The organism is Paenibacillus dendrobii (assembly GCF_009807035.1).
Classification (GTDB): Bacteria; Bacillota; Bacilli; order Paenibacillales; family Paenibacillaceae; genus Paenibacillus_AQ; species Paenibacillus_AQ dendrobii.
In genome coordinates this window covers 2643155-2661858 of sequence record NZ_WUBI01000001.1, presented here as the reverse complement: position 1 = coordinate 2661858, position 18704 = coordinate 2643155, and the positions used below count along the sequence as shown (strand labels likewise).

Genomic DNA, 18704 nt, shown 5'->3' with positions numbered 1-18704 from the left:
ACAAGGAGTGAACCGAATGAGATTCAGACAGATTCATCTTGATTTCCATACATCCGAACATATACCGGGCATCGGCAAGCAGTTCTCCAAGGAACAGTTCCAGGAAATGCTGAAGCGTGGACATGTCGATTCCATTACTATTTTTGCGAAATGCCATCATGGCTGGGCGTACTTTCCATCGGAAGTGAATGAGCAGCACCCGAACTTGGATTTTGACCTTCTTGGAGCCCAGATCGAGGCGGCGCATGAGATCGGAGTCAAGACTCCGGTATATTTGTCCGTCGGTTTCGAAGAAAAGATCGCCCGCATTCATCCGGAATGGCTGATGCGCGATGAGAAGGACCGCACCAATTGGGTGGACGGGTTCATGGTGCCGGGCTGGCATCAATTCTGCCTCAACACGCCATATCTGGATCATATCATTCGCCAGACGGAAGAAGTCGTGCGCAAATATGATGCGGACGGGATCTTCCTGGATATCGTCGGCGTACGCAAATGCTACTGTCCGACATGCCTCAATCAACTTCTGGCTGAAGGAAAAGACCCCCGCGATACGAAAAACGTGGTCGAGCTGGGTGAAAGAGTCTATGCGAACTATGCCAACCGCATCCGTGAGGCGATCCATGCGATTAAGCCAGGCCTTCCTGTTACTCAGAACTCGGGGCATTTCCCTCATGGACGCCGCGATCTGATTGACGTGAATACGCATCTGGAACTGGAATCGCTTCCGACGGCAGGCTGGGGATATGACCACTTCCCGCTGTCTGCCCGTTATGTGCAGCCGCTGGGCGTGGACTTCCTCGGGATGACAGGGAAATTCCATAAGTTCTGGGGAGAGTTCGGCGGATACAAGCATCCGAATGCCCTGCGCTACGAAACCGCGCTCAGTCTGGCTCACGGGGCGCATTGCTCCATCGGCGATCATCTCCATCCGGAAGGACTTATGGATCCTGCAACCTATGATCTGATCGGAAAGGCTTACAGCGAGGTTGAAGCGAAAGAGCCTTGGTGTGAGGGGACGACGAATATCGCGGATATCGCGCTGCTGTCGGTCGAGAGCACGGGATATGAAGACCATGCTTCCGCGATGTTCACCAACCAGTTTGACGCTGGTGCGGTCCGGCTGCTGCTGGAAGGCAAATTCTTGTTTAACGTGATCGATATGGATTCTGACTTTAGTGCTTATAAAGTGATTTTGATGCCGGACCATGTGCTTGTGAATGACAAGCTGAAGGCTAAACTCGAAGCATTTATAGCCCAAGGAGGCAAAATCCTGGCTACCGGCAAGTCCGGTATGGACCCGGCCGGGGAACAATTTGTGATTGATCTTGGCGTGCGCCGTACAGGGGATAATCCTTACAAGCCGGATTATTTCCGTCCGGATTTCGACATGCCGAACTTAGGTCAAGCCAACTTCCTGATTCAAGCCAGCGGTCAGCGTATTGAGCTAGCTGAAGGAGGCAAAGTGATCGCGAAACGGGTGGATCCTTATTTCAACCGGGACGCGTTCAAATTCAGCGGACATCAGCATACACCGTTTACTTTTGAGGCCAAGGATGAAAGTCCGGGCGTCGTAGAGAGTGATTCAGGTATTTATATTGCCTGGAACATGTGCGAGGATTACGCGATTAACGGCAGTCTTCCGGTGAAGGAGCTGATTCATCAGTCGCTTCGCAGACTGCTGACTGAACCGACGCTCTCAACCAACCTGCCGGCTCAAGGCGTCGTGACCCTTCAGCATCAGACAGGCGAAAGCCGCCTTGTGAATCACTTGCTGTATGCTTCCCCGGTGAAGCGCGGCACAAATGTGGAGATTATCGAAGATATCATTCCGGTACATGATGTGAAGGTTGATCTGCATCTGCCGGGCAAGGAGATTCAAGGGGTGTATCTGGCTCCGCAGAAAACGCCTTTGGCCTTTGAACAAAGCGGCAGTCATGTGAAATATACCGTTCCTGTACTGGAAAGCCATCAAATGGTCGTACTTGATCTGAAGTAAAAATAAAGCATTGCCGTTAAAGCTGCTACATCCTAAAACAGGCTGTTTTTGATCGGATGAACCCGTCCGCGCGAAAGCAGTCTGTTTTATATCAAAGGAGCTGGGAGACGAATGGTAAACTTAGGACATTGTAGAAGAATGTCGAAAAATACCCGTGATACATGTAAACTAAATTTGTAACCGATTACAAACGGGGATTGAAGTGAATTCATAAACCATGGGTTTAACCGAATCGCAAAACTCCATGCCAAAAAGCCAACCATGGGAAAGGGGGTTGCCATGCTGCGCAAACTTTCGAACAAGCTGCTGCCCGGTTCCATCAGCACCAAAATTACCTTCGCTTACATTTGGCTGTTTGCCTTGCTGATAGTTCTGCTCGCGCTCACCACGTATTTTATTTCATCCAACATCCTCATTAACAAATCGATCGTGAACATGCAGCAGAATCTGCGTCTGGCTTCCGAGAAGCTGGACATGGTGCTCAGTCAAGCGGAGACCTTCGCGCAGATGGCCATTACAGATGAATATGTGCAGGATATTATCAGCAGCCCCAGGTCAGAATATCTGGCCCACTATAATGATCAGATTGCCATACAGAATGCCCTCTTCGGAATGACGGAGAAGACGATGATCGATTCTGTGATCATCTACGACCAGATCGGAGGGATCTATGGATCTGGCGTGGAGAAGGACATTACGGATACGAGCGGGACATATATGAAGAAGTTCTCTTCATCCACGGCATCCTCGCAGTGGGTGGACACTACTCTGGCCAACTATCAGCGAGAGGACGGCCCAAGGAACGTGATCTCTCTCTACCAGAAATTCTATTCTGCCAGGACAGGCCTGCCGATCGGGTTGATTCAGCTCTCCATTAACGAGAAGAGCATCAGCCAGCAATACGGGAACATTTCCATCGGTAAGGGCGGAAGTATTTTCATCATTAATCGAAAAGGCAGAATCGTCTCGGACGACAACAAGAACCGGTTATACACTTCGGTAGAGACGGAGCCTTATTTTAACTGGGCTCTGAAACATCAAGATGGGGATATCTTCAAGATCAACGGTAAAAAGCAAATTGTCGTATCCCGCTATTTCCCCAAGCTGGACTGGATTATTCTCGGAGTCGTTCCGGTCGGCGAGGTGACCAAGGACAATCAGGTGCTGATTCGCCAATTCACGGTGCTTTCCCTGGTGTTCATTGTGATCGCGGCAGTATTGACCCATGTGACCGCGAAATCGATCACACGACCTTTGCTTGCGATGAAGAAAACGGTAAAGAAAATGAAGGAAGGCAACATGGACGTCGTTTTCGATATCCAATCCAGGGATGAGATTGGTGCGCTTGGGGCTGAATTCAATAAAATGGTGAACCGGACAAGGCAGCTGATGGAGAAAATTGTGGAGGATGAGAAAAAACGCAAGGAAATCGAGCTCGCGGCGCTCCAGTCGCAGATCAATCCCCATTTTTTATATAACACGCTCGAGAGCATCAGCGCACTGGCCGATCTTGGACGCGGGGAAGATATCGTAAGCCTCGTCAAGCAGCTGGCGGCATTTTATCGTGGTGTACTCAGTAAGGGAAGCCCCATTATACGGGTGGAGGACGAGCTCAATATTACCCGCAATTATCTGGATATTCTGAAGGTGCGTTATGGGGACCGGATCAGCAGCCATTTCGATGTGGATCCCGCTGTACTCCGTTACAGGTCGATTAAGCTGCTGCTGCAGCCGCTGGTGGAGAATGCGGTATATCATGGCCTGCGCTTTAAGCGCGGGAAGGGAATCATCGGAGTACGGGTTTACAGCGAAAATCATCAGCTTATGTTGGTGGTTACGGATAATGGAGTGGGCATGCAGCCGGAGAAGCTGAACGCCATCATGCGGGAACATTCCGCTCATGGAAGCGGCTTTGGCGTGAAGAGCACGGATGAACGGATCAAACTGCATTTCGGAGCTTCTTACGGCCTGCGGATCAGCAGTGTATACGGGGAAGGAACGACCATAACGGCGATTTTACCGCTGCTAAGAATGGAGGGGGAACACGATGATACAGACGATGATCATAGATGACGAATACCTGATCCGGGAGAGGCTGAAGCGATTAGTCGAATGGGAGCAACTTGGGTTTGAGCTTGCGGCAGAGGCCGAAGACGGCGAAGAGGCACTCGAACTGTTGGAAGGGGCAGAAGTTCCGGTACAGCTGGCGCTGGTGGATATCAATATGCCGATGATAGACGGACTTGAGTTTGCGAGAAGAGCAAAAGAGAGCCAACCAGGCCTGCATATTATTTTCCTAACGGGATACAGCGATTTCGATTATGTGAAAATGGCACTGCGGCTGGGGGCAGCCAACTATATCCTCAAGCCGATTGATCGGGATGAGCTGGCAGAGACGCTTGTGAAGGTAAGGACGGCAATTCTGGAAGAAGAAGTCAGCCGTGCCCATTCCGCTGCGGTCGCAGTAGAGGTGAACGATGCCTATGAAAGCACGCGAGCCCGCTTTATGATGCGTCTGTTGGATGCTTCCGCTTCAATGGAGGAGCAGGAGCGAAAGGCAGGGCTGAAGCGGTATTGTCCGAAGCTTGCGGAAGGGACGCTGGTACTTGCTGTAGCGGGTGCCGACCCGCTGGATGAAGAGAGCGTGGCTGCCGATCTCTTTGCCGGAAGGCATGCGGAACGACGTCATGAACAAGCTGAGCTCGGACTCAGCCTGCTGGCAGAGGCAATGCAGCCGCTCGAAGGTACGGAAATCTGCTATGACACGAGCGGACGTCTGGTCATGTTATCCGCAGATGAACATCAATTGGAGCAAGCTTGCCGCAAAGCTGTGGAGAGAATCCGTGATACCGCAGGTTTGCTGATGACGTTAGGCGTCAGCGGCTATTGCAATTTTGCTGAGGCGGGAAGAGGCTATCAGGAGGCCGTGCTGGCGATGCGCCACAAGGCGGTGTACGGCATTGGAAAGATCATAAGGTATGATGAGCTGCCAACCGGATGGAAGCCATTTCAGCTCGGAGGACTCCGTGAGCAGCTGCTGATCGATCTGCGGCTTGGGAACCCGGAAGATGCCGAAGTTCGTATCCGGGAATTGTTCAACCGATTCAAGGCCAACCCTACGCATATCGATCAGTTGTATTATATCGTGTATGAGCTTATCGCTGTGCTTAACGTGTACGCGGAAGAGCAGCAGATCGAAATGACGGAGGATGAGGCAGCGGCCCTGAATGCGGCGTCGGCCGTAGATCGTCTGGAGATGCCCGAACGCATCGAAGCCTGGATCAACGGCAGGATGCAAAGCCTTTATGCCCGTTCGGAATCGCAGAAGAGGTCTGCTTCGGCCAGGCTTGTCGAGACGGCGAAAGCATATATCGATGCCAACTATACCGATGCTGAGCTGGATCTAACGGCTATTTCGCAGAGCCTTCATATCAACGCGAACTATTTGAGCCGTATTTTCAAAACCGAGTGCGGCCTTTCCATTACCGAATATGTGACCCTGCGCCGGATGAACAAAGCCAAGGAGCTGCTGATGGCGGGGTACAGAAATGTGGAATACATTGCAGAACACACCGGATATTCTGACCCTCACTACTTCAGCAAATGCTTTAAAAAGTTTTACAGTGTTCCTCCTTCTAAATTTTCCGTGTAGGCGGTATGGATTGCTTTTATGATGAAAAGTCATAATATTCCCGGTCAGGTGGGGATATTACATTCGTTTTGAAACCGCTGCCAACTATAATTCCTAATAGAAAGTTAACCCAGAATACATCAAAGGAGGCAGCGGTGATCTTATGAAGGTAATGAATAAAGCCCACTGGACACTCACGTTATTGCTTATATGCTCCTTGGTACTTTCCGCCTGCGGAAGCTCGGACGGATCGGACGGCAGCTCGACTGGCGGCAAAGGAGGCAAAGAGACGCAGGTACGGATCATGACCCGCCTCTCCGGCTCGGATCTGAAATCCAAAGCGTTTAATGAGCTGTTGGATAAATTCAAAACGGAGAACCCGGACATTGACGTCATCAATGAATCGGTTAACGACGAAACCTCGTACAACAACAAATTTAAAACGGCCGTTGCGACGGGGAACGTTCCGAACATCTGGATGAATTACGGCGGACAATCCTTTAAGGTATATGCCGAAAACATCGCGATGGACCTTCAGCCGATCCTCGAGGAGGACAAGGCATGGAGCGGTGCATTCAAACCTCTGTTCAGCGGATGGCAGTATAGCGATATTAAGGGAACCTTTGCGATTCCTATGGAAGACAGCAGCGTGGCGATCTATTACAACAAAGAGCTATTCCAGAAGGCAGGCGTAGAGCCGCCAAAAACGATTGAAGAGATGATGGCGCTCGTGGAGCCTTTCAAAAATATAGGCGTCGTACCGATGTTGATGGGCGATAAGGAAAACTTCCGCGGCGGACATTTGATCAACAATCTGTCCTTCAAGCGCTTTGGCATACAGAAGACCGAAGATTTGGTCAGCCGCAAGGCCAAGTGGAATGATCCCGATATGGTTCAGCTGTTCCAGCTCATGAAGGACTGGCAATCGGCAGGCGTGCTTGGGGACAACATCGTCACGCTGGATTCGAATGGCACAACGGCGCAGTTCCTCGCAGGCAAAAGCGCCATGCTGTTCGAAGGCAACTGGGCAATCTCCCAGCTATCCTCCTCGGACATGGCTGACAAGATCGGTGTGATCCCATTCCCGTATTTTGCAGACCATCCGGAGAATAAGGATGTCTGGTTCGGAACCGCGGGCGGATACTCCGTATCCAAGTCCATTTCGGGGGCAGAAAAGGATGCCACGATTAAACTGCTGAAATATTTGACGAACGAAGATGCATTTAAATATTTTGCACAAGCGACGAAAGGCGGCACTTATCCGGTGAACGTGGAGCTGGATCCTTCCCAGATCGATCCGGTGACGAAGGAATATATGGAAGCGCAAAAGACAGCTAAAAGCTTCTTGGCCGAAATCGAAACCTATGATAATATTCCTTCCCTTCAGGACAAGCTGCGCAGTGAGATTCAAGGGATGTTTGCAGGCGCAAGTCCGCAGCAGACTGCCGACAACGTACAGAAGGTCGTTGACTCGAATCACTGATCGTAACTTACGATAATGATGAACAAAGCCGCCGGATGCTCACAGCCTTTATGGAGAGAGACCCGGCGGTTCTATCATTCACAGCCTGAGAACGAAGCGGAGGGAATCGCGTGAACAAGCAGAAAACATACGGGGCGATTGCGATTTTGCTCTTGCCTGGACTTTTGCTCTATACGATAGCTTTTATTTATCCGGCTATTCAAACAGTCTACCAATCCTTTTTTGATTGGAACGGCATCTTTAATGTTCCTCTTACTTTCGATGGTATGAACAACTACAAAGAGATGCTGGATAATCCGAACTTCTACAGGTCGCTGAAAAACGTCGGCTTGTTCATCGTCGCCTCCTTTGTCCTGATCCTGCCGATTGCGCTCTCGCTGGCGCTGATCGTCACAAGCCGGATGAGAGGCAAACGGTTCTTTAAAGTCGCGTTTTTTATTCCATCGATTCTGCCTCTCACCTCGGTAGGCCTGATGTGGCAGTTTCTTCTGAAAAGCGACGGCCTCGTGAATAAACTGCTGGAAATGTTCGGGCTCGGCGGATTGACGCATGACTGGCTGGGTGAGCCTGCACTTGCCATTTATACGGTCGTGATCGTCAATGCATGGATCTACTGCGGGCAGAACATGATCATCTTTGCGAGCGGACTGGTTGCCATACCGGACGACATCTATGAAGCTGCTTCTCTGGACGGGGCGAACGGTTACCATAAGCTCATGCATATTACGCTTCCTTTAATGAAGGAAATCTTCAAGGTATTTGCCGTTCTTGCCGTGACCCAGTCGATCCGCGTATTCGGACAGATCTACGTCATCACGGGCGGTGGACCGAACGGCGCGACGGATGTGCCGACGACTCTCTTGTACAACGAAGCCTTTAAGTTCAATAACTTCGGAGTAGGGAACAGTATCGGTACCTTTATGATCGTCGCCGCTTTAGTGGTAACGGTGGTCATGAACTTCTTGACAAGCTCCAGAAGCCGCACCAAGAAGAAGGGGGTGCAGGCATGATCAAGCTGAAAAGAACGCCGTTATATGTTTTTTCGATCCTTGCAGCCGTCATATTCCTGTATCCGCTGCTGTATTCCTTCTTCGCTTCTTTGAAAGACAATGTGGAGATTTATAACAACTCGGTTTTTTCACTGCCGGATATTTGGCGATGGAATAACTATAAAATGGCACTGGTCGATGCCAATATCAGCCGGGCTATACTAAATTCATTTATCTATGCGATTCCGGGGACCTTCCTGTGTCTGGTACTGTCGCTCATGGTTGCGTTCGTCCTGTCCCGGTACAAGCTGCGGATGAACGGATTTTTGTACAATTACTTTGCGATCGGACTCATGATTCCCGTATTCTCTCTGATGATTCCGATTTCGAAAGTGGTCGGAGCACTGCATTTGTTCAACAGCTATCCGCTCATGATCGTGCTCTACGGCGTGTTCGAGATGCCGCTGGCGATTTTCCTTATTACCGGCTACATGAAAGGCATCAGCAAGGAGCTGGATGAATCCGCGATCATCGATGGCTGCGGACCGATCCGCATGCTGTTCCGCATCATCGCTCCGCTCACGATGCCGGCGGTATCGACTGCAGGGATACTTAGCTTCTTCGATATCTATAATGATCTGGTGTGGAACGTCATTCTCGTATCCGACCAGAACATGAACAATATCTCCATGGCGCTGATGTCCTTTGTCGGCCAGCAGGGTTCTTCCCAGCTGGGGCCGACCTTCGCAGGCATCATGCTGACGATTGTGCCGACCATTGTCGTCTATTTATTGTTCCAGGAGCGGGTGGAGAAAGGTCTTAGCGCGGGGGCTGTGAAGGAATAAAGGAATAATGGAATTTCTGCAAAAAGCCGAATGTTATCCAGCCGATAACATCCGGCTTTTTATGCATGGGCTGCCATCTGCCTTCATTGCAGGTGGTATTTTGCGGGTTTGAGGGCTTTTTCCTTGAGGTGCTATTGTTGTATAATCATAGAAACAAACCTATCAAAAGACAGCTTTCTGACCCGGCTTAAGATATACATGATCTTGCCGGGTTTTATTGTCTTTCATGGGATCTAACGATTTACTCGATATGGAGGGACGACACTCATCATGCAGCTTGAGATAAGATTCGGGGAAGCGGCGGACCTTCCGGCCGTGCTGAGCTGGGACAAGCATTTTGATCGGGAATTGTTGCAGTGGAAATTGACCCGGCAAGAAGTCGTCGTGGCTGAGGCGGACGGCCAAATGATCGGTTATCTGCGTCTGGAATACATTTGGTCCACGGTTCCCTATATTGGTCTGATCCTTGTTTCGGAACCCTATCGGAAGAAGGGGGCTGGCAAAGGAATGGTTTCGTTTGTGGAGGAGTATTTAAGGGAACGGAGTCACCCATTTCTATACAGTTCGTCCCAGGCGAATGAAGCAGAACCTCAAAGTTGGCACAGGCATGCCGGATTCAATGAAACGGGAATCATTGCGGGTATGAATGAAGGCGGTATTGGCGAGGTCTTCTTCAGGAAGCAGCTGTAAGGCTTGGAACGGCATAGTGCCTGAAACATACGAATACACCCGCTTAGCGGAGAAAAAGAGGGACAGCATGGCAACGGGAGAAGCATTGGATATCATTAGGCAGGCAGAGCAATTTGTACAAGAGGAACTATTCGGTGAGGCCAGCGGCCATGACTGGTGGCATATCGAACGGGTGCGGAATACGGCACTGGACATTGCCGAGAAGGAGCATGCGGATACGCTCGTGTGCGAGCTGGCGGCACTTCTGCATGATATCGCGGATGAGAAGCTCAATGAGAGCAAAGAAGCCGGCCTGGATAAGGTTCGAAGTTGGTTGAACGGGCATACGGCTAACACGGGCCTGATCGAGCAGGTGATGGAGATTATATCGACCATGTCCTATAACGGCGGCCAGAACCCGCCGATGAAGACCCTGGAAGGCGAGGTTGTGCAGGATGCGGACCGATTGGATGCGCTTGGTGCCATCGGTATTGCCAGAACGTTCGCGTATTCAGGGGCCAAGGGACGCATCATTCACGATCCGGGGCTAAGTCATGAGGTGCTAGCACAGGAGGATTACCGGTCCAGCAGCAAAACGGCCATCTATCATTTCTATGAGAAACTGTTGAAACTGAAAGACTTGATGAATACCTCGTATGCCAGGGAGTTGGCCGAGCAGCGGCATGCATTTATGGAGCTGTATTTACAGCAGTTTTATAGTGAATGGAAGATTCGCGAGGTTCCGGATACCGCGGAATAAGATCAGAGAGGTTGAAGTTTTGTATGATCAACGGTCAAACGATGCTGCTAAAACCGCGAAATGAGAGGAAGTGGTCTACCCTTGAATACTGCCAACCGGATTACCTTGGCCCGGATCGCGTTAATCCCATTATTCATGTTGTCTTTCACGCAATGGCCTGCATGGCTCGCTGACAACAACGAATTCATCCGGTTCCTGAACAATTACGGACTATACATCGCTGTTGGAATTTTCGCGCTTGCATCAGGAACCGATAAACTGGACGGCTATGTAGCTAGAAAATACAACCAGGTCACCAATTTGGGGAAATTGCTCGACCCGCTTGCCGACAAATTGCTGATTTCCGTGGCGCTCATCATGATGGTACAGGCGGACATGGTTGCATCATGGGCGGCGGTTGTGATAATTGGCCGTGAATTCGTGATTACCGGGCTCCGCATGATCGCTTCCGCTCAAGGCATCGCTCTGGCTGCGGACAGATTAGGCAAATGGAAAATGGTCCTGCAGGTCGCAGCCATCATCGCCGTTCTGCTCGGAAACGTCCCTTTTCAGTGGTTTACCTCCGTACGTGTGGACAGTGTACTGATGCTGCTTGCGGTCATGATGACGCTGTTTTCCGGACTTCACTATCTTATTCAAAACTTCAAGATGCTCAATCTGAATGATATGTAGCTTCCATACCGAAAAAATGTATTTGGGAGGTTTCAGTTGTCATGATCCAGTCCTATTCCTTTTTGCGTATCGGTTACGTTTATGTGCCCACAACCCGGATGGAGGACTCCATTGCATGGTACACGGAGCATCTGGATTTCAAGCTGATGGACAAATTCGAAGACCGCGGTTCGCTGCTCAGCGTGCTTCATCATCCGCACTTGAATTCCATTGCCCTCCTGTTGATCGAAACCCGTGACCGGCAGCCGCTTGAAATCTCGAGAAACGGCAAGCCGTTTCCAATTATGGCCCTAAACTGTGCGGACATCGAGTATACATACGATAAGTTGAAGCGCGCGGGCGCTGAGGCGGAAGAGATTCATACGCTTGGCGGGGGCGAAGCGAAATATTTCTATTTCAGGGATCCGGAGGGCAACCTGCTGGAGGCTACCTGGTCGAAGTGGGATCCGCAGGATGAAATCAAGGACGATTTCAAGAAATAGAAGAATGTTCAATGCCACATCTGGCAGCAGCTTAGGGGTGGGGGATATGTATGAAAAAGTTAGCGGTTTTCATTTGCATCTTCTTTATGCTCATGCATTCAGAGGCATCAGCCAGCTGGGCTTATCCATTTGTCGTCTATGACAACAGTATATATGCAGTAACAATGGAGCAGGTGAGTTCGGATCTCCTTGGGGAGCGTATTGGTAAAGTAACCCGCTTCTCCGACCGCGAAGGGACATACCGTGGTCATTTTTCGAACAGCTACCCGAAGGGTACCGCTTATTACGCGATCAACGGTATCAGTCCCAAGCAGCAAATTGCTGTTCAAGCGGAGAAAGCATTGTATCTAAAAGCCTTATACCAAGGAGAATACGCGGCATCTGGACCTGCGAACAACATGTTCGTATGGATTGGTATGGCGGGAGTGGCAGCAGCGGCGATTGTCGTTTTCGTGTTATACCGCCGTAATCGAGCAACATGAGTCTATTCGCGTCAGGAGGAAGGGGAGAATCAGAATGAAACGAAAGATTGTCATCGCCGGTGGAACGGGTTTTATCGGGACCTATTTGGAAAAGCAATTCCAGAAGCTTGGCTTCGAGGTACTCATCATCTCCAGAAGGGCAGGCCATATCGCATGGAGCGATAAGGACGGGATTCGCAAAGCGCTGGATCATGCGGAGATGCTGATCAATCTGGCGGGTAAATCCGTGAACTGCCGTTATCATGCGAAGAATAAAGCCGAAATTATGGACTCCAGAACGGAAACGACCGGCATTCTTGGACAAGCCGTGCAGGAATGCGAGCATCCCCCGGATCTTTGGATCAACTCTAGCACGGCCACCATCTATAGGCATGCCGAAGATCGTCCGATGACCGAAGCCGCCGGGGATATAGGCTCTGGCTTTTCCGTGGATGTAGCCAAGGCGTGGGAGCAATCTTTCTTCTCTTTTTCTCTCCCGCATACCCGGCAGATTGCTCTAAGAATCGCTATTGCTCTGGGGCGTGGCGGCGGGGTCATGATTCCGTATCAAAATCTGGTCCGGTTTGGTCTTGGCGGCATTCAAGGGCCTGGCAACCAAAGATTCAGCTGGATTCATCTGGAGGATATCCTCGGGATTATTCTTTTTCTGATGGAGCATCCGGAGCTTAGCGGCGTGTTCAATGTGTCGGCTCCGAATCCCGTAACCAATCGAGAGCTGATGCAGCAGCTCCGCGAAGCCATGAAGATGCGCTTTGGGCTGCCGGCGCCGGCTTGGATGCTTGAGCTGGGAGCCCGGGTGATACAGACCGAAACCGAGCTGATTCTCAAAAGCCGATGGGTCATTCCGGAGAGACTCGAACAGGCGGGATATTCTTTTAAATACAAGACACTGAGCGAGGCGCTCCACGAAATTCTACCCTGATAAATATTGGGGTTAGGGCTTTAGTTAATCGCCAAAGAGAGGTACACTAATGTTATTGGGCCTTTATCCGATACTTTCCTGAAGGGAGCATCATCCATGTCTTTTGAAGCTACAAACACGCTGGAAGAGAAGCTGGCGAAAGCCGTTAACGAGCCCTCTGCCAGACCTGACTTTTATAATGAACTCCGCAATTCGGAAATTTATGCGATCCAAGGCGGGCAAACCCCCGTCCAAGAGAGAACCGAGCTGACCGCCGGCCAGTCCGTGCAGCTTCTGAGTGTTGAAACCAATGGGAAAAGATACCTTCCTATATTCTCCTCGCTCACCCGCATGCAGGACTTTATTAAAGAGCCTGTTCAATACCTGGCGATCAATGCCCTTCACTTTTTCGAGCTGACCAAAGGGGCGGATGTGCTGCTCAACCCGGGTTCTGCTTTTGGCAAAGAATTCAGTGCAAGGGAAATTGAATCCATTCTCGACGGTTCGGTCTTTAATGCTCAGGAAGCTTATGTAGTGGAAAAAAACACCCAAACCATGATCGGTCCGCCTTCCGAGATGCCAACGGAGCTGCTGAATGAACTTCGCACCGTTTTTGAAGAACGGTTGAAAAACGTCATTTGCGCCTATATAGCCCAGGTATTTAATCCACGTACCGACAATGCACCGCGCACCTTGATCGCGGTCAGCTACATCGGTAAGGGAGACCATATCATAGCCGAGGCGGGCAAGGTGGCTGAGAATGCGGTGGTACAATTTCCGCCCATCGAGTTCATCGAGCTGAACGGCAGCTCAGGGCTGGAGGGTTATTTTGAAAGCAACTGCAAACCATTTTATTTGAAAGAAACCTTCTGATTACCGCTTATATGGGAGGGCATGCCCGAGTTCCGGTTCGATGGGGATTCGGGCTTTTTATTTGGGAAACGATACCATGGAGCACAGATCTATTCTAATGAAGAGAGGTACAGACCAGCATGATCCAGGAGAATACAGAGCTTGCATGTCCATACTGCGGAAAAGAAATCGTATCGGCTTATTTTGAGGGAAGTTATACGGGCCATGTCCGGGTATGCAGCCAGGTAAATGAAGGCAGCACTGCAGAGGAGATCGTCCATCTGCTGGAAACGGAAAATGAGGGAGCCCCCTTACGGGTGTTGGTGCAGCGTGACCGGCTGGATTCCATTCTCTCGCGGGCAGATGTGTCAGCAGCGACGAAGGAACGGGTACGCTCAGCTATTTTGAAGATAAGGATGCATACTTGCAGAGCCTTTTTTCTGAAGAGATCATGGAAGTGTATGGTGCGTATGTTCAGCGTATGAATTTGCTGCATGATATTGCAGTAAAGCTGGATTTGCCGAAGCAGACGTTTGAGGCATTTCTCGCACAGGACTTCAGCCGCTTTGACCGGAAAACCGTTATTGTCCGTACGCCGGAACAAATTTACAGTGTTATATATCCCTAAAATGGAATTTGGTGTAAAATAGTGGCTGATTGCTGGGCCTGCAGACTTTTACATCCATGTTCAGACAAACCTGGCTGAGTATATTGCCGGGTTTTTTGGCTTTCCCAAAAAAAGGGCTGGGAGGAGTTCATGAGCGATCAGTAATGGTGCATCGTTGTGATCACGACGCTTGGATTGTTGATTCAGGTCCGTTACAGAACAGTACGCGAGCATGGAGTATAGCCATTCAGCATACGTACACATTAAAAATTAGGAAAGGAAGATGCATGATGTCAGTAGGGGCTGGGGGATCGGTTGTGGCTTTATTTCCGTTGATTCTTATTATAGGTTTTTGGGGATTGGGCATTGCCTGCATGATCTTTTTTATCCGTTTTGCCGTTAGGGCGATCAAAGCGCTGGATATCTATCTCGATGAGAAAAAGGGACGCAGGTACGATAGATTATGAGCAGGGGCGAGTGTATAATTTTGTTAAAAATGGAACTGGGATAAGCTGTACATTCCCTGAATGGCCTGGCTTGACAATTTGTTGGAGGATGATATTATGAGTAAAATTCAATATTCCGTTCAGGTTCGCTTGGTTTCGGATCTCGCTGCATCCAAGGAATTCTATGAGAAAGTGCTCGGCTGCGAGGTGAATGACTTCTGGGCGGTCCGCGATGAATTCGCGCTTGGCTTCAAGCTGCTTCAGGCCGCAGAACCGGGAGATGTACAGCCGAATCAGAAGGGGAAAGACCAGGCAACGGCTTGGGATACATACGCATACATGGATACGCACGGGGATTTGGACCGATTGTATGAAGAATTGAAAGCTGGAGGAGCTCATTTTATTCAAGAGCCCGTCCTCACGGAGGCAGAGTGGGGAGCGTGGAAGGAATTTGCCGTCGCAGATCCGGACCATTACTCGATCGGCTTTGGATCAGGCAAGAGAAATTAAGAATCAGAGGTTCCCGCCGCTGTCATGTTGGGACATGACAGCGGCTTTTATTTAAGGAGGCACTAATTATGGATCATGGATCAGGCGGCTATGTCGTTGGCTGGGGCACGTTGGCATTAATCAATGCCGGACTTGCGCAAGGAAAAAACAGGAGCGGTCTGAACTGGTTTCTGATTTCGCTTTTGATCGGTCCCTTGGCAACCCTGTTTATCGTGGTATGGGATAAAAAATGAGCATGGGACGATTTTTGATTGGACAATACGGTGCATTTGACCCGCTTAAATTCGGGCGGGACTACAGGAAGGGATTCTTCGGGATCGAGGCCTGCCTGCTGCAAACGGATGAGGATATTGCAGCGTTGCGTCAGGCTGCGATCGAGCATTCTTTTCAGGTAGGCATTCATTTTCCGCTTCGTGACCGGGGAGTTGTGATCCGTGATGCGCTTTTTCTCTCCCAAGATTCTGAGGAACGCAGCGATGCTTACCGGCGCATTCAAGAAGAACTGGATTCAATCAAGATGCTGAAGCTGAATCCGGCTTATATTCTGTTCCATTACCCGAAACCGGTCATTTTGGATGATCGCGTCAACTGGAGCACGTGGCATTTCAGCGACCGTCGGGAATATGCTTATGAGCGCGACTACTCGTTCGAAGTGTTTGAGCTGCGGACCGAGGAGCTTTTTCAGTGGCTGACAGATCAAAGTAAAATATACGGCTTCGTACCTGTGCTCGAGTTCGATGCATTGAACCGATATGTGTATGATTCGGAATTTTTAGAGAAACTGCTGCAGAAGTATCCTGCGGTCCGGCTTTGTTTGGATACCGGAAGATTGTATCTGCAGGAGCGTAGGGACCCCTTCTTCAAGTCCATTCCGCTCATGCGGAGATACGCCAAGTACGCTGAAGTGATTCATCTATGGAATTTGCAGTACAATGACGGCTTTGTTAAGCTGCGCTACCCGGTACTGCCTGAGCAGCTGCCCCAAGAGGGTTGGGCGCCCATCGCCGAATACCTGCACATCATCAGGGAAGAGAACCCGGACGTCAAAATTCAGTTCGAGCACCGTTCGGATTTGGTCAGCGAAGTAGAACTGGAGCGTTGCTACTGCTGGGTTTCGGACTTACTCACGGATCATAACTAGAGAAAGGATGCGGTTGAATCGTGGATCAATGGGCATACAAGACGGTAAAGTATAAAACCGGCGGCTTTCTGGGCGGCAAGGTCGATGAGGAGGATTTCGAGAACCTGCTGAACAGCTACGGATTTGATGGCTGGGAACTGGTTTCCTGTTTTGATACCAGCGCCAGTCAAGGCCAATCCCGGGACGTCATTGCGATTTTCAAGCGTAAGGTGTAAGAGATACATGAAAAGGGACAGCGTAGGCTGTCCCTTTGTAATACGTTTCATCTCCATATTTTATTGTTGCTGCTTTGCGGCAAATTCCCGCATTTCCGGCACGGTAGGATTGGCCAGGTAATGACCGCCTTCCACCTCGATGGTTTGACCGGTCAGGAACTTGGATTCATCCGATGCGAGGAACAGCACGGTGTAACCGATATCTTCCGGCTCGCCATGATAAGCAAGGGCGTTATGCTTCTCGAACATGTGCAGCATTGCTTCAGGCAGATTGTTCTTCGCAGCTGGAGTCAGAATGAGTCCGGGAGCAACGGCATTGCAGCGGATGCCTTGCTTGCCGTATTGCGTTGCCACGTATTTCGTCAATTGCACCACGGCAGCCTTGGAGGAGCCGTAAGCGGTACGGACGGAGTCGCTGGCGAATGCGGACATGGATGCGGTATTGATGATTGATCCTCCGCCGGCTTTGATCATATGCGGAATGGCATATCTGCATCCGAATACGACGCTTTTTACATTCACGTTCATCTGACGATCCCACTCATCCATATCCATGTTGACGATGTCGAGATCCTTTTTCAAATTGGTGACGCCGACATTGTTATACATCACATTCACGGTGCCGTAGGCTTCAACCGTTTTGTCTACAACTTCTTTAATGGATTCTTCCTTGGATGCATCGAGGAACATGGCTTTGGCTTCAAAGCCTTGGCTGACGAGTTCCTGTGCAGCTACTTCCGCTCCCTCAACATTAAAGTCTGCAATGACCACTTTTGCGCCTTCTTTGGCCATCAGCTGCGCGGATGCCAATCCAATGCCGGATGCTCCTCCAGTGACGATGGCTACTTTTCCTTCTACTCGTTTCATTTTTATGCCGCCTTTCGCTCTATAGTTTAATAACTTAAAGATTAGATATCTAATAACTAAAATCGTGAAGTATTATATCACTAACAAATTCAGAAAATCAAATGCGGTTCAAAAAGACGCTTTTTCAATGAAATATGCGACGCAAGATGAATGTTATTTTCTCTTAATACTGGATAGATATACTTTCCCCCGCATTGAATCAAGGGATCATCACGCCAGCCCTGCCAGAAATATCGTTGAGAGACCCTCAGCCATCAAAGGAAGGATCGTGCTGACAGTGGATAAAATGCCGTGTTTCCCTTACACTAATAGGATAATCAGGCATATGACAGCCTGGATATTTACATAGAAGGAAGGCCTGTGAATGTCTTACGAATGGATTTTATTGGACGCTGACGAAACCTTGTTTGATTTTAAAATGTCTGAATCGCGCGCGTTGTCCGCGGTGCTGGCGAGTATGCAGCTGGACCCGGAAGACCTCACGATCACGGACTGCTACAACCGTATTAATCGCGGGTTATGGCAGGAGCTAGAGCAGGGGCTGATTAATTCAACCGAGCTGAAGGTAGAAAGATTCCGGCGGTTTTGCCTCGAACAAGGGCTGAACGAAGATGCCGGGGTCATCAGTGACCGGTACATTGAATCGCTCTCGGAGCAAGCTTTTATTTTGGCGGGCGCGCTTGATCTCTGCCTGTATTTGAAGGACCACGGATACCGCATGGCCATCATCACGAACGGAATCAAGCAGGTGCAATTCGGGCGGATCAACCGTTCGGAGCTGAAGGATTTTTTCGAGCAGGTGATCGTATCCGAGGATACGGGCTTCCAGAAGCCGCAACCGGGCATTTTTGAGCATGCATTTTCCAAAATTGGAAGCGCAGAAAAAGAAAAAATGCTGATGGTTGGCGATTCACTGACCTCGGATATTCAGGGAGGCAACAATGTAGGGATCGATACCTGCTGGTATAATCCGAACCGCGTTCCGAATCATACCGGAATCGTTCCGACATATGAAATTCATGACTTGGCAGAGCTGAAAGGGATTCTGGAGCGAAGCCGGGCTTGAGAAGATGTGAAAGCGCATCGATCATGACAACAATTTGACGCTTATGTAACCTTATTGTGACGATTTGGCGCTGGCGATGTTTTATAG

The 18704-nt window shown here is 49.9% G+C and carries 22 protein-coding genes; 21 read left to right on the top strand and 1 reads right to left on the bottom strand.

The genetic code is table 11. From position 1 onward, the window contains the following. Positions 1-16: 16 nt before the first annotated feature. The 20 genes from GRF59_RS11610 (at position 17) to GRF59_RS11520 (ending at position 16684) form a co-directional block, all read left to right on the top strand. Positions 17-1999, top strand: a complete 1983-nt coding sequence (locus GRF59_RS11610) for an alpha-amylase family protein (protein WP_160497705.1) — start codon at positions 17-19, stop codon at positions 1997-1999. Between the two features lie 279 nt (positions 2000-2278). Continuing rightward, a complete protein-coding gene (locus tag GRF59_RS11605; protein WP_160497704.1) occupies positions 2279-4072 on the top strand; it encodes a sensor histidine kinase in 1794 nt (597 codons plus the stop codon). After that, positions 4047-5651 carry a response regulator transcription factor gene (locus GRF59_RS11600; RefSeq protein ID WP_160497703.1) on the top strand — a complete coding sequence of 535 codons (1605 nt, stop codon included), beginning with the start codon at positions 4047-4049 and terminating at the stop codon, positions 5649-5651. Before GRF59_RS11605 ends, GRF59_RS11600 begins: the two co-directional genes overlap by 26 nt. Before the next feature lie 142 nt (positions 5652-5793). After that, a complete protein-coding gene (locus tag GRF59_RS11595; protein WP_237391719.1) occupies positions 5794-7113 on the top strand; it encodes an extracellular solute-binding protein in 1320 nt (439 codons plus the stop codon). Positions 7114-7223: 110 nt separating this feature from the next. Further along, positions 7224-8123, top strand: coding sequence for an ABC transporter permease subunit (locus GRF59_RS11590; protein ID WP_160497702.1), 900 nt, complete (start codon positions 7224-7226; stop codon positions 8121-8123). Then, positions 8120-8947, top strand: coding sequence for a carbohydrate ABC transporter permease (locus tag GRF59_RS11585; protein WP_160497701.1), 828 nt, complete (start codon positions 8120-8122; stop codon positions 8945-8947). Before GRF59_RS11590 ends, GRF59_RS11585 begins: the two co-directional genes overlap by 4 nt. A 270-nt stretch (positions 8948-9217) precedes the next feature. After that, positions 9218-9637: a GNAT family N-acetyltransferase gene (locus GRF59_RS11580; protein WP_160497700.1), complete on the top strand. Its 420-nt coding sequence runs from the start codon at positions 9218-9220 to the stop codon at positions 9635-9637. 67 nt (positions 9638-9704) lie between these two features. After that, a complete protein-coding gene (locus GRF59_RS11575; RefSeq protein ID WP_160497699.1) occupies positions 9705-10376 on the top strand; it encodes an HD domain-containing protein in 672 nt (223 codons plus the stop codon). 81 nt (positions 10377-10457) lie between these two features. After that, on the top strand, positions 10458-11048 hold the full coding sequence (gene pgsA / locus GRF59_RS11570) for a CDP-diacylglycerol--glycerol-3-phosphate 3-phosphatidyltransferase (protein ID WP_160497698.1): 591 nt from the start codon (positions 10458-10460) through the stop codon (positions 11046-11048). A gap of 41 nt (positions 11049-11089) precedes the next feature. Then, positions 11090-11530: a VOC family protein gene (locus GRF59_RS11565; protein WP_160497697.1), complete on the top strand. Its 441-nt coding sequence runs from the start codon at positions 11090-11092 to the stop codon at positions 11528-11530. Positions 11531-11580: 50 nt separating this feature from the next. Continuing rightward, positions 11581-12012, top strand: a complete 432-nt coding sequence (locus tag GRF59_RS11560; protein WP_160497696.1) for a hypothetical protein — start codon at positions 11581-11583, stop codon at positions 12010-12012. Between the two features lie 34 nt (positions 12013-12046). Continuing rightward, on the top strand, positions 12047-12934 hold the full coding sequence (locus GRF59_RS11555; protein WP_160497695.1) for a TIGR01777 family oxidoreductase: 888 nt from the start codon (positions 12047-12049) through the stop codon (positions 12932-12934). Between the two features lie 96 nt (positions 12935-13030). Further along, positions 13031-13786 carry an enhanced serine sensitivity protein SseB C-terminal domain-containing protein gene (locus tag GRF59_RS11550; protein ID WP_160497694.1) on the top strand — a complete coding sequence of 252 codons (756 nt, stop codon included), beginning with the start codon at positions 13031-13033 and terminating at the stop codon, positions 13784-13786. A 119-nt stretch (positions 13787-13905) separates the two neighbouring features. Continuing rightward, the gene (locus GRF59_RS11545; protein ID WP_160497693.1) at positions 13906-14250 is read left to right on the top strand and encodes a hypothetical protein; all 345 of its coding nucleotides are present in this window, start codon (positions 13906-13908) and stop codon (positions 14248-14250) included. Then, positions 14247-14393, top strand: coding sequence for a hypothetical protein (locus GRF59_RS11540; protein WP_160497692.1), 147 nt, complete (start codon positions 14247-14249; stop codon positions 14391-14393). The genes GRF59_RS11545 and GRF59_RS11540 overlap by 4 nt, the downstream gene beginning before the upstream one ends. Before the next feature lie 269 nt (positions 14394-14662). Further along, complete coding sequence (locus GRF59_RS11535; RefSeq protein ID WP_160497691.1) at positions 14663-14839, top strand: hypothetical protein; 177 nt, start codon at positions 14663-14665, stop codon at positions 14837-14839. A gap of 96 nt (positions 14840-14935) precedes the next feature. Then, a complete protein-coding gene (locus GRF59_RS11530) occupies positions 14936-15328 on the top strand; it encodes a VOC family protein (protein ID WP_160497690.1) in 393 nt (130 codons plus the stop codon). Between the two features lie 68 nt (positions 15329-15396). Next, the gene (locus tag GRF59_RS29390) at positions 15397-15561 is read left to right on the top strand and encodes a hypothetical protein (RefSeq protein ID WP_202128544.1); all 165 of its coding nucleotides are present in this window, start codon (positions 15397-15399) and stop codon (positions 15559-15561) included. Positions 15562-15563: 2 nt separating this feature from the next. Beyond that, positions 15564-16469 carry a sugar phosphate isomerase/epimerase gene (locus tag GRF59_RS11525; RefSeq protein ID WP_160497689.1) on the top strand — a complete coding sequence of 302 codons (906 nt, stop codon included), beginning with the start codon at positions 15564-15566 and terminating at the stop codon, positions 16467-16469. A 20-nt stretch (positions 16470-16489) separates the two neighbouring features. Next, a complete protein-coding gene (locus GRF59_RS11520) occupies positions 16490-16684 on the top strand; it encodes a DUF4177 domain-containing protein (protein WP_160497688.1) in 195 nt (64 codons plus the stop codon). Positions 16685-16744: 60 nt separating this feature from the next. On the opposite strand, the gene GRF59_RS11515 is transcribed toward GRF59_RS11520, so the two are convergent. Continuing rightward, a complete protein-coding gene (locus GRF59_RS11515) occupies positions 16745-17551 on the bottom strand; it encodes an SDR family NAD(P)-dependent oxidoreductase (protein ID WP_160497687.1) in 807 nt (268 codons plus the stop codon). A gap of 364 nt (positions 17552-17915) precedes the next feature. Here GRF59_RS11515 and GRF59_RS11510 point away from each other — a divergent pair, with 364 nt between their 5' ends. Continuing rightward, positions 17916-18617: a YjjG family noncanonical pyrimidine nucleotidase gene (locus tag GRF59_RS11510; protein ID WP_160497686.1), complete on the top strand. Its 702-nt coding sequence runs from the start codon at positions 17916-17918 to the stop codon at positions 18615-18617. Positions 18618-18704: the final 87 nt, after the last annotated feature.

Coding starts and splice junctions, on each gene's coding strand:
- GRF59_RS11610 (WP_160497705.1), top strand. CDS start 17: ATGAGATTCAGACAGATTCATCTTGATTTCCATACATCCGAACATATA.
- GRF59_RS11605 (WP_160497704.1), top strand. CDS start 2,279: ATGCTGCGCAAACTTTCGAACAAGCTGCTGCCCGGTTCCATCAGCACC.
- GRF59_RS11600 (WP_160497703.1), top strand. CDS start 4,047: ATGATACAGACGATGATCATAGATGACGAATACCTGATCCGGGAGAGG.
- GRF59_RS11595 (WP_237391719.1), top strand. CDS start 5,794: ATGAAGGTAATGAATAAAGCCCACTGGACACTCACGTTATTGCTTATA.
- GRF59_RS11585 (WP_160497701.1), top strand. CDS start 8,120: ATGATCAAGCTGAAAAGAACGCCGTTATATGTTTTTTCGATCCTTGCA.
- GRF59_RS11580 (WP_160497700.1), top strand. CDS start 9,218: ATGCAGCTTGAGATAAGATTCGGGGAAGCGGCGGACCTTCCGGCCGTG.
- GRF59_RS11575 (WP_160497699.1), top strand. CDS start 9,705: ATGGCAACGGGAGAAGCATTGGATATCATTAGGCAGGCAGAGCAATTT.
- GRF59_RS11565 (WP_160497697.1), top strand. CDS start 11,090: ATGATCCAGTCCTATTCCTTTTTGCGTATCGGTTACGTTTATGTGCCC.
- GRF59_RS11560 (WP_160497696.1), top strand. CDS start 11,581: ATGAAAAAGTTAGCGGTTTTCATTTGCATCTTCTTTATGCTCATGCAT.
- GRF59_RS11555 (WP_160497695.1), top strand. CDS start 12,047: ATGAAACGAAAGATTGTCATCGCCGGTGGAACGGGTTTTATCGGGACC.
- GRF59_RS11550 (WP_160497694.1), top strand. CDS start 13,031: ATGTCTTTTGAAGCTACAAACACGCTGGAAGAGAAGCTGGCGAAAGCC.
- GRF59_RS11545 (WP_160497693.1), top strand. CDS start 13,906: ATGATCCAGGAGAATACAGAGCTTGCATGTCCATACTGCGGAAAAGAA.
- GRF59_RS11540 (WP_160497692.1), top strand. CDS start 14,247: ATGAATTTGCTGCATGATATTGCAGTAAAGCTGGATTTGCCGAAGCAG.
- GRF59_RS11535 (WP_160497691.1), top strand. CDS start 14,663: ATGTCAGTAGGGGCTGGGGGATCGGTTGTGGCTTTATTTCCGTTGATT.
- GRF59_RS11530 (WP_160497690.1), top strand. CDS start 14,936: ATGAGTAAAATTCAATATTCCGTTCAGGTTCGCTTGGTTTCGGATCTC.
- GRF59_RS29390 (WP_202128544.1), top strand. CDS start 15,397: ATGGATCATGGATCAGGCGGCTATGTCGTTGGCTGGGGCACGTTGGCA.
- GRF59_RS11525 (WP_160497689.1), top strand. CDS start 15,564: ATGGGACGATTTTTGATTGGACAATACGGTGCATTTGACCCGCTTAAA.
- GRF59_RS11515 (WP_160497687.1), bottom strand. CDS start 17,551: ATGAAACGAGTAGAAGGAAAAGTAGCCATCGTCACTGGAGGAGCATCC.
- GRF59_RS11510 (WP_160497686.1), top strand. CDS start 17,916: ATGTCTTACGAATGGATTTTATTGGACGCTGACGAAACCTTGTTTGAT.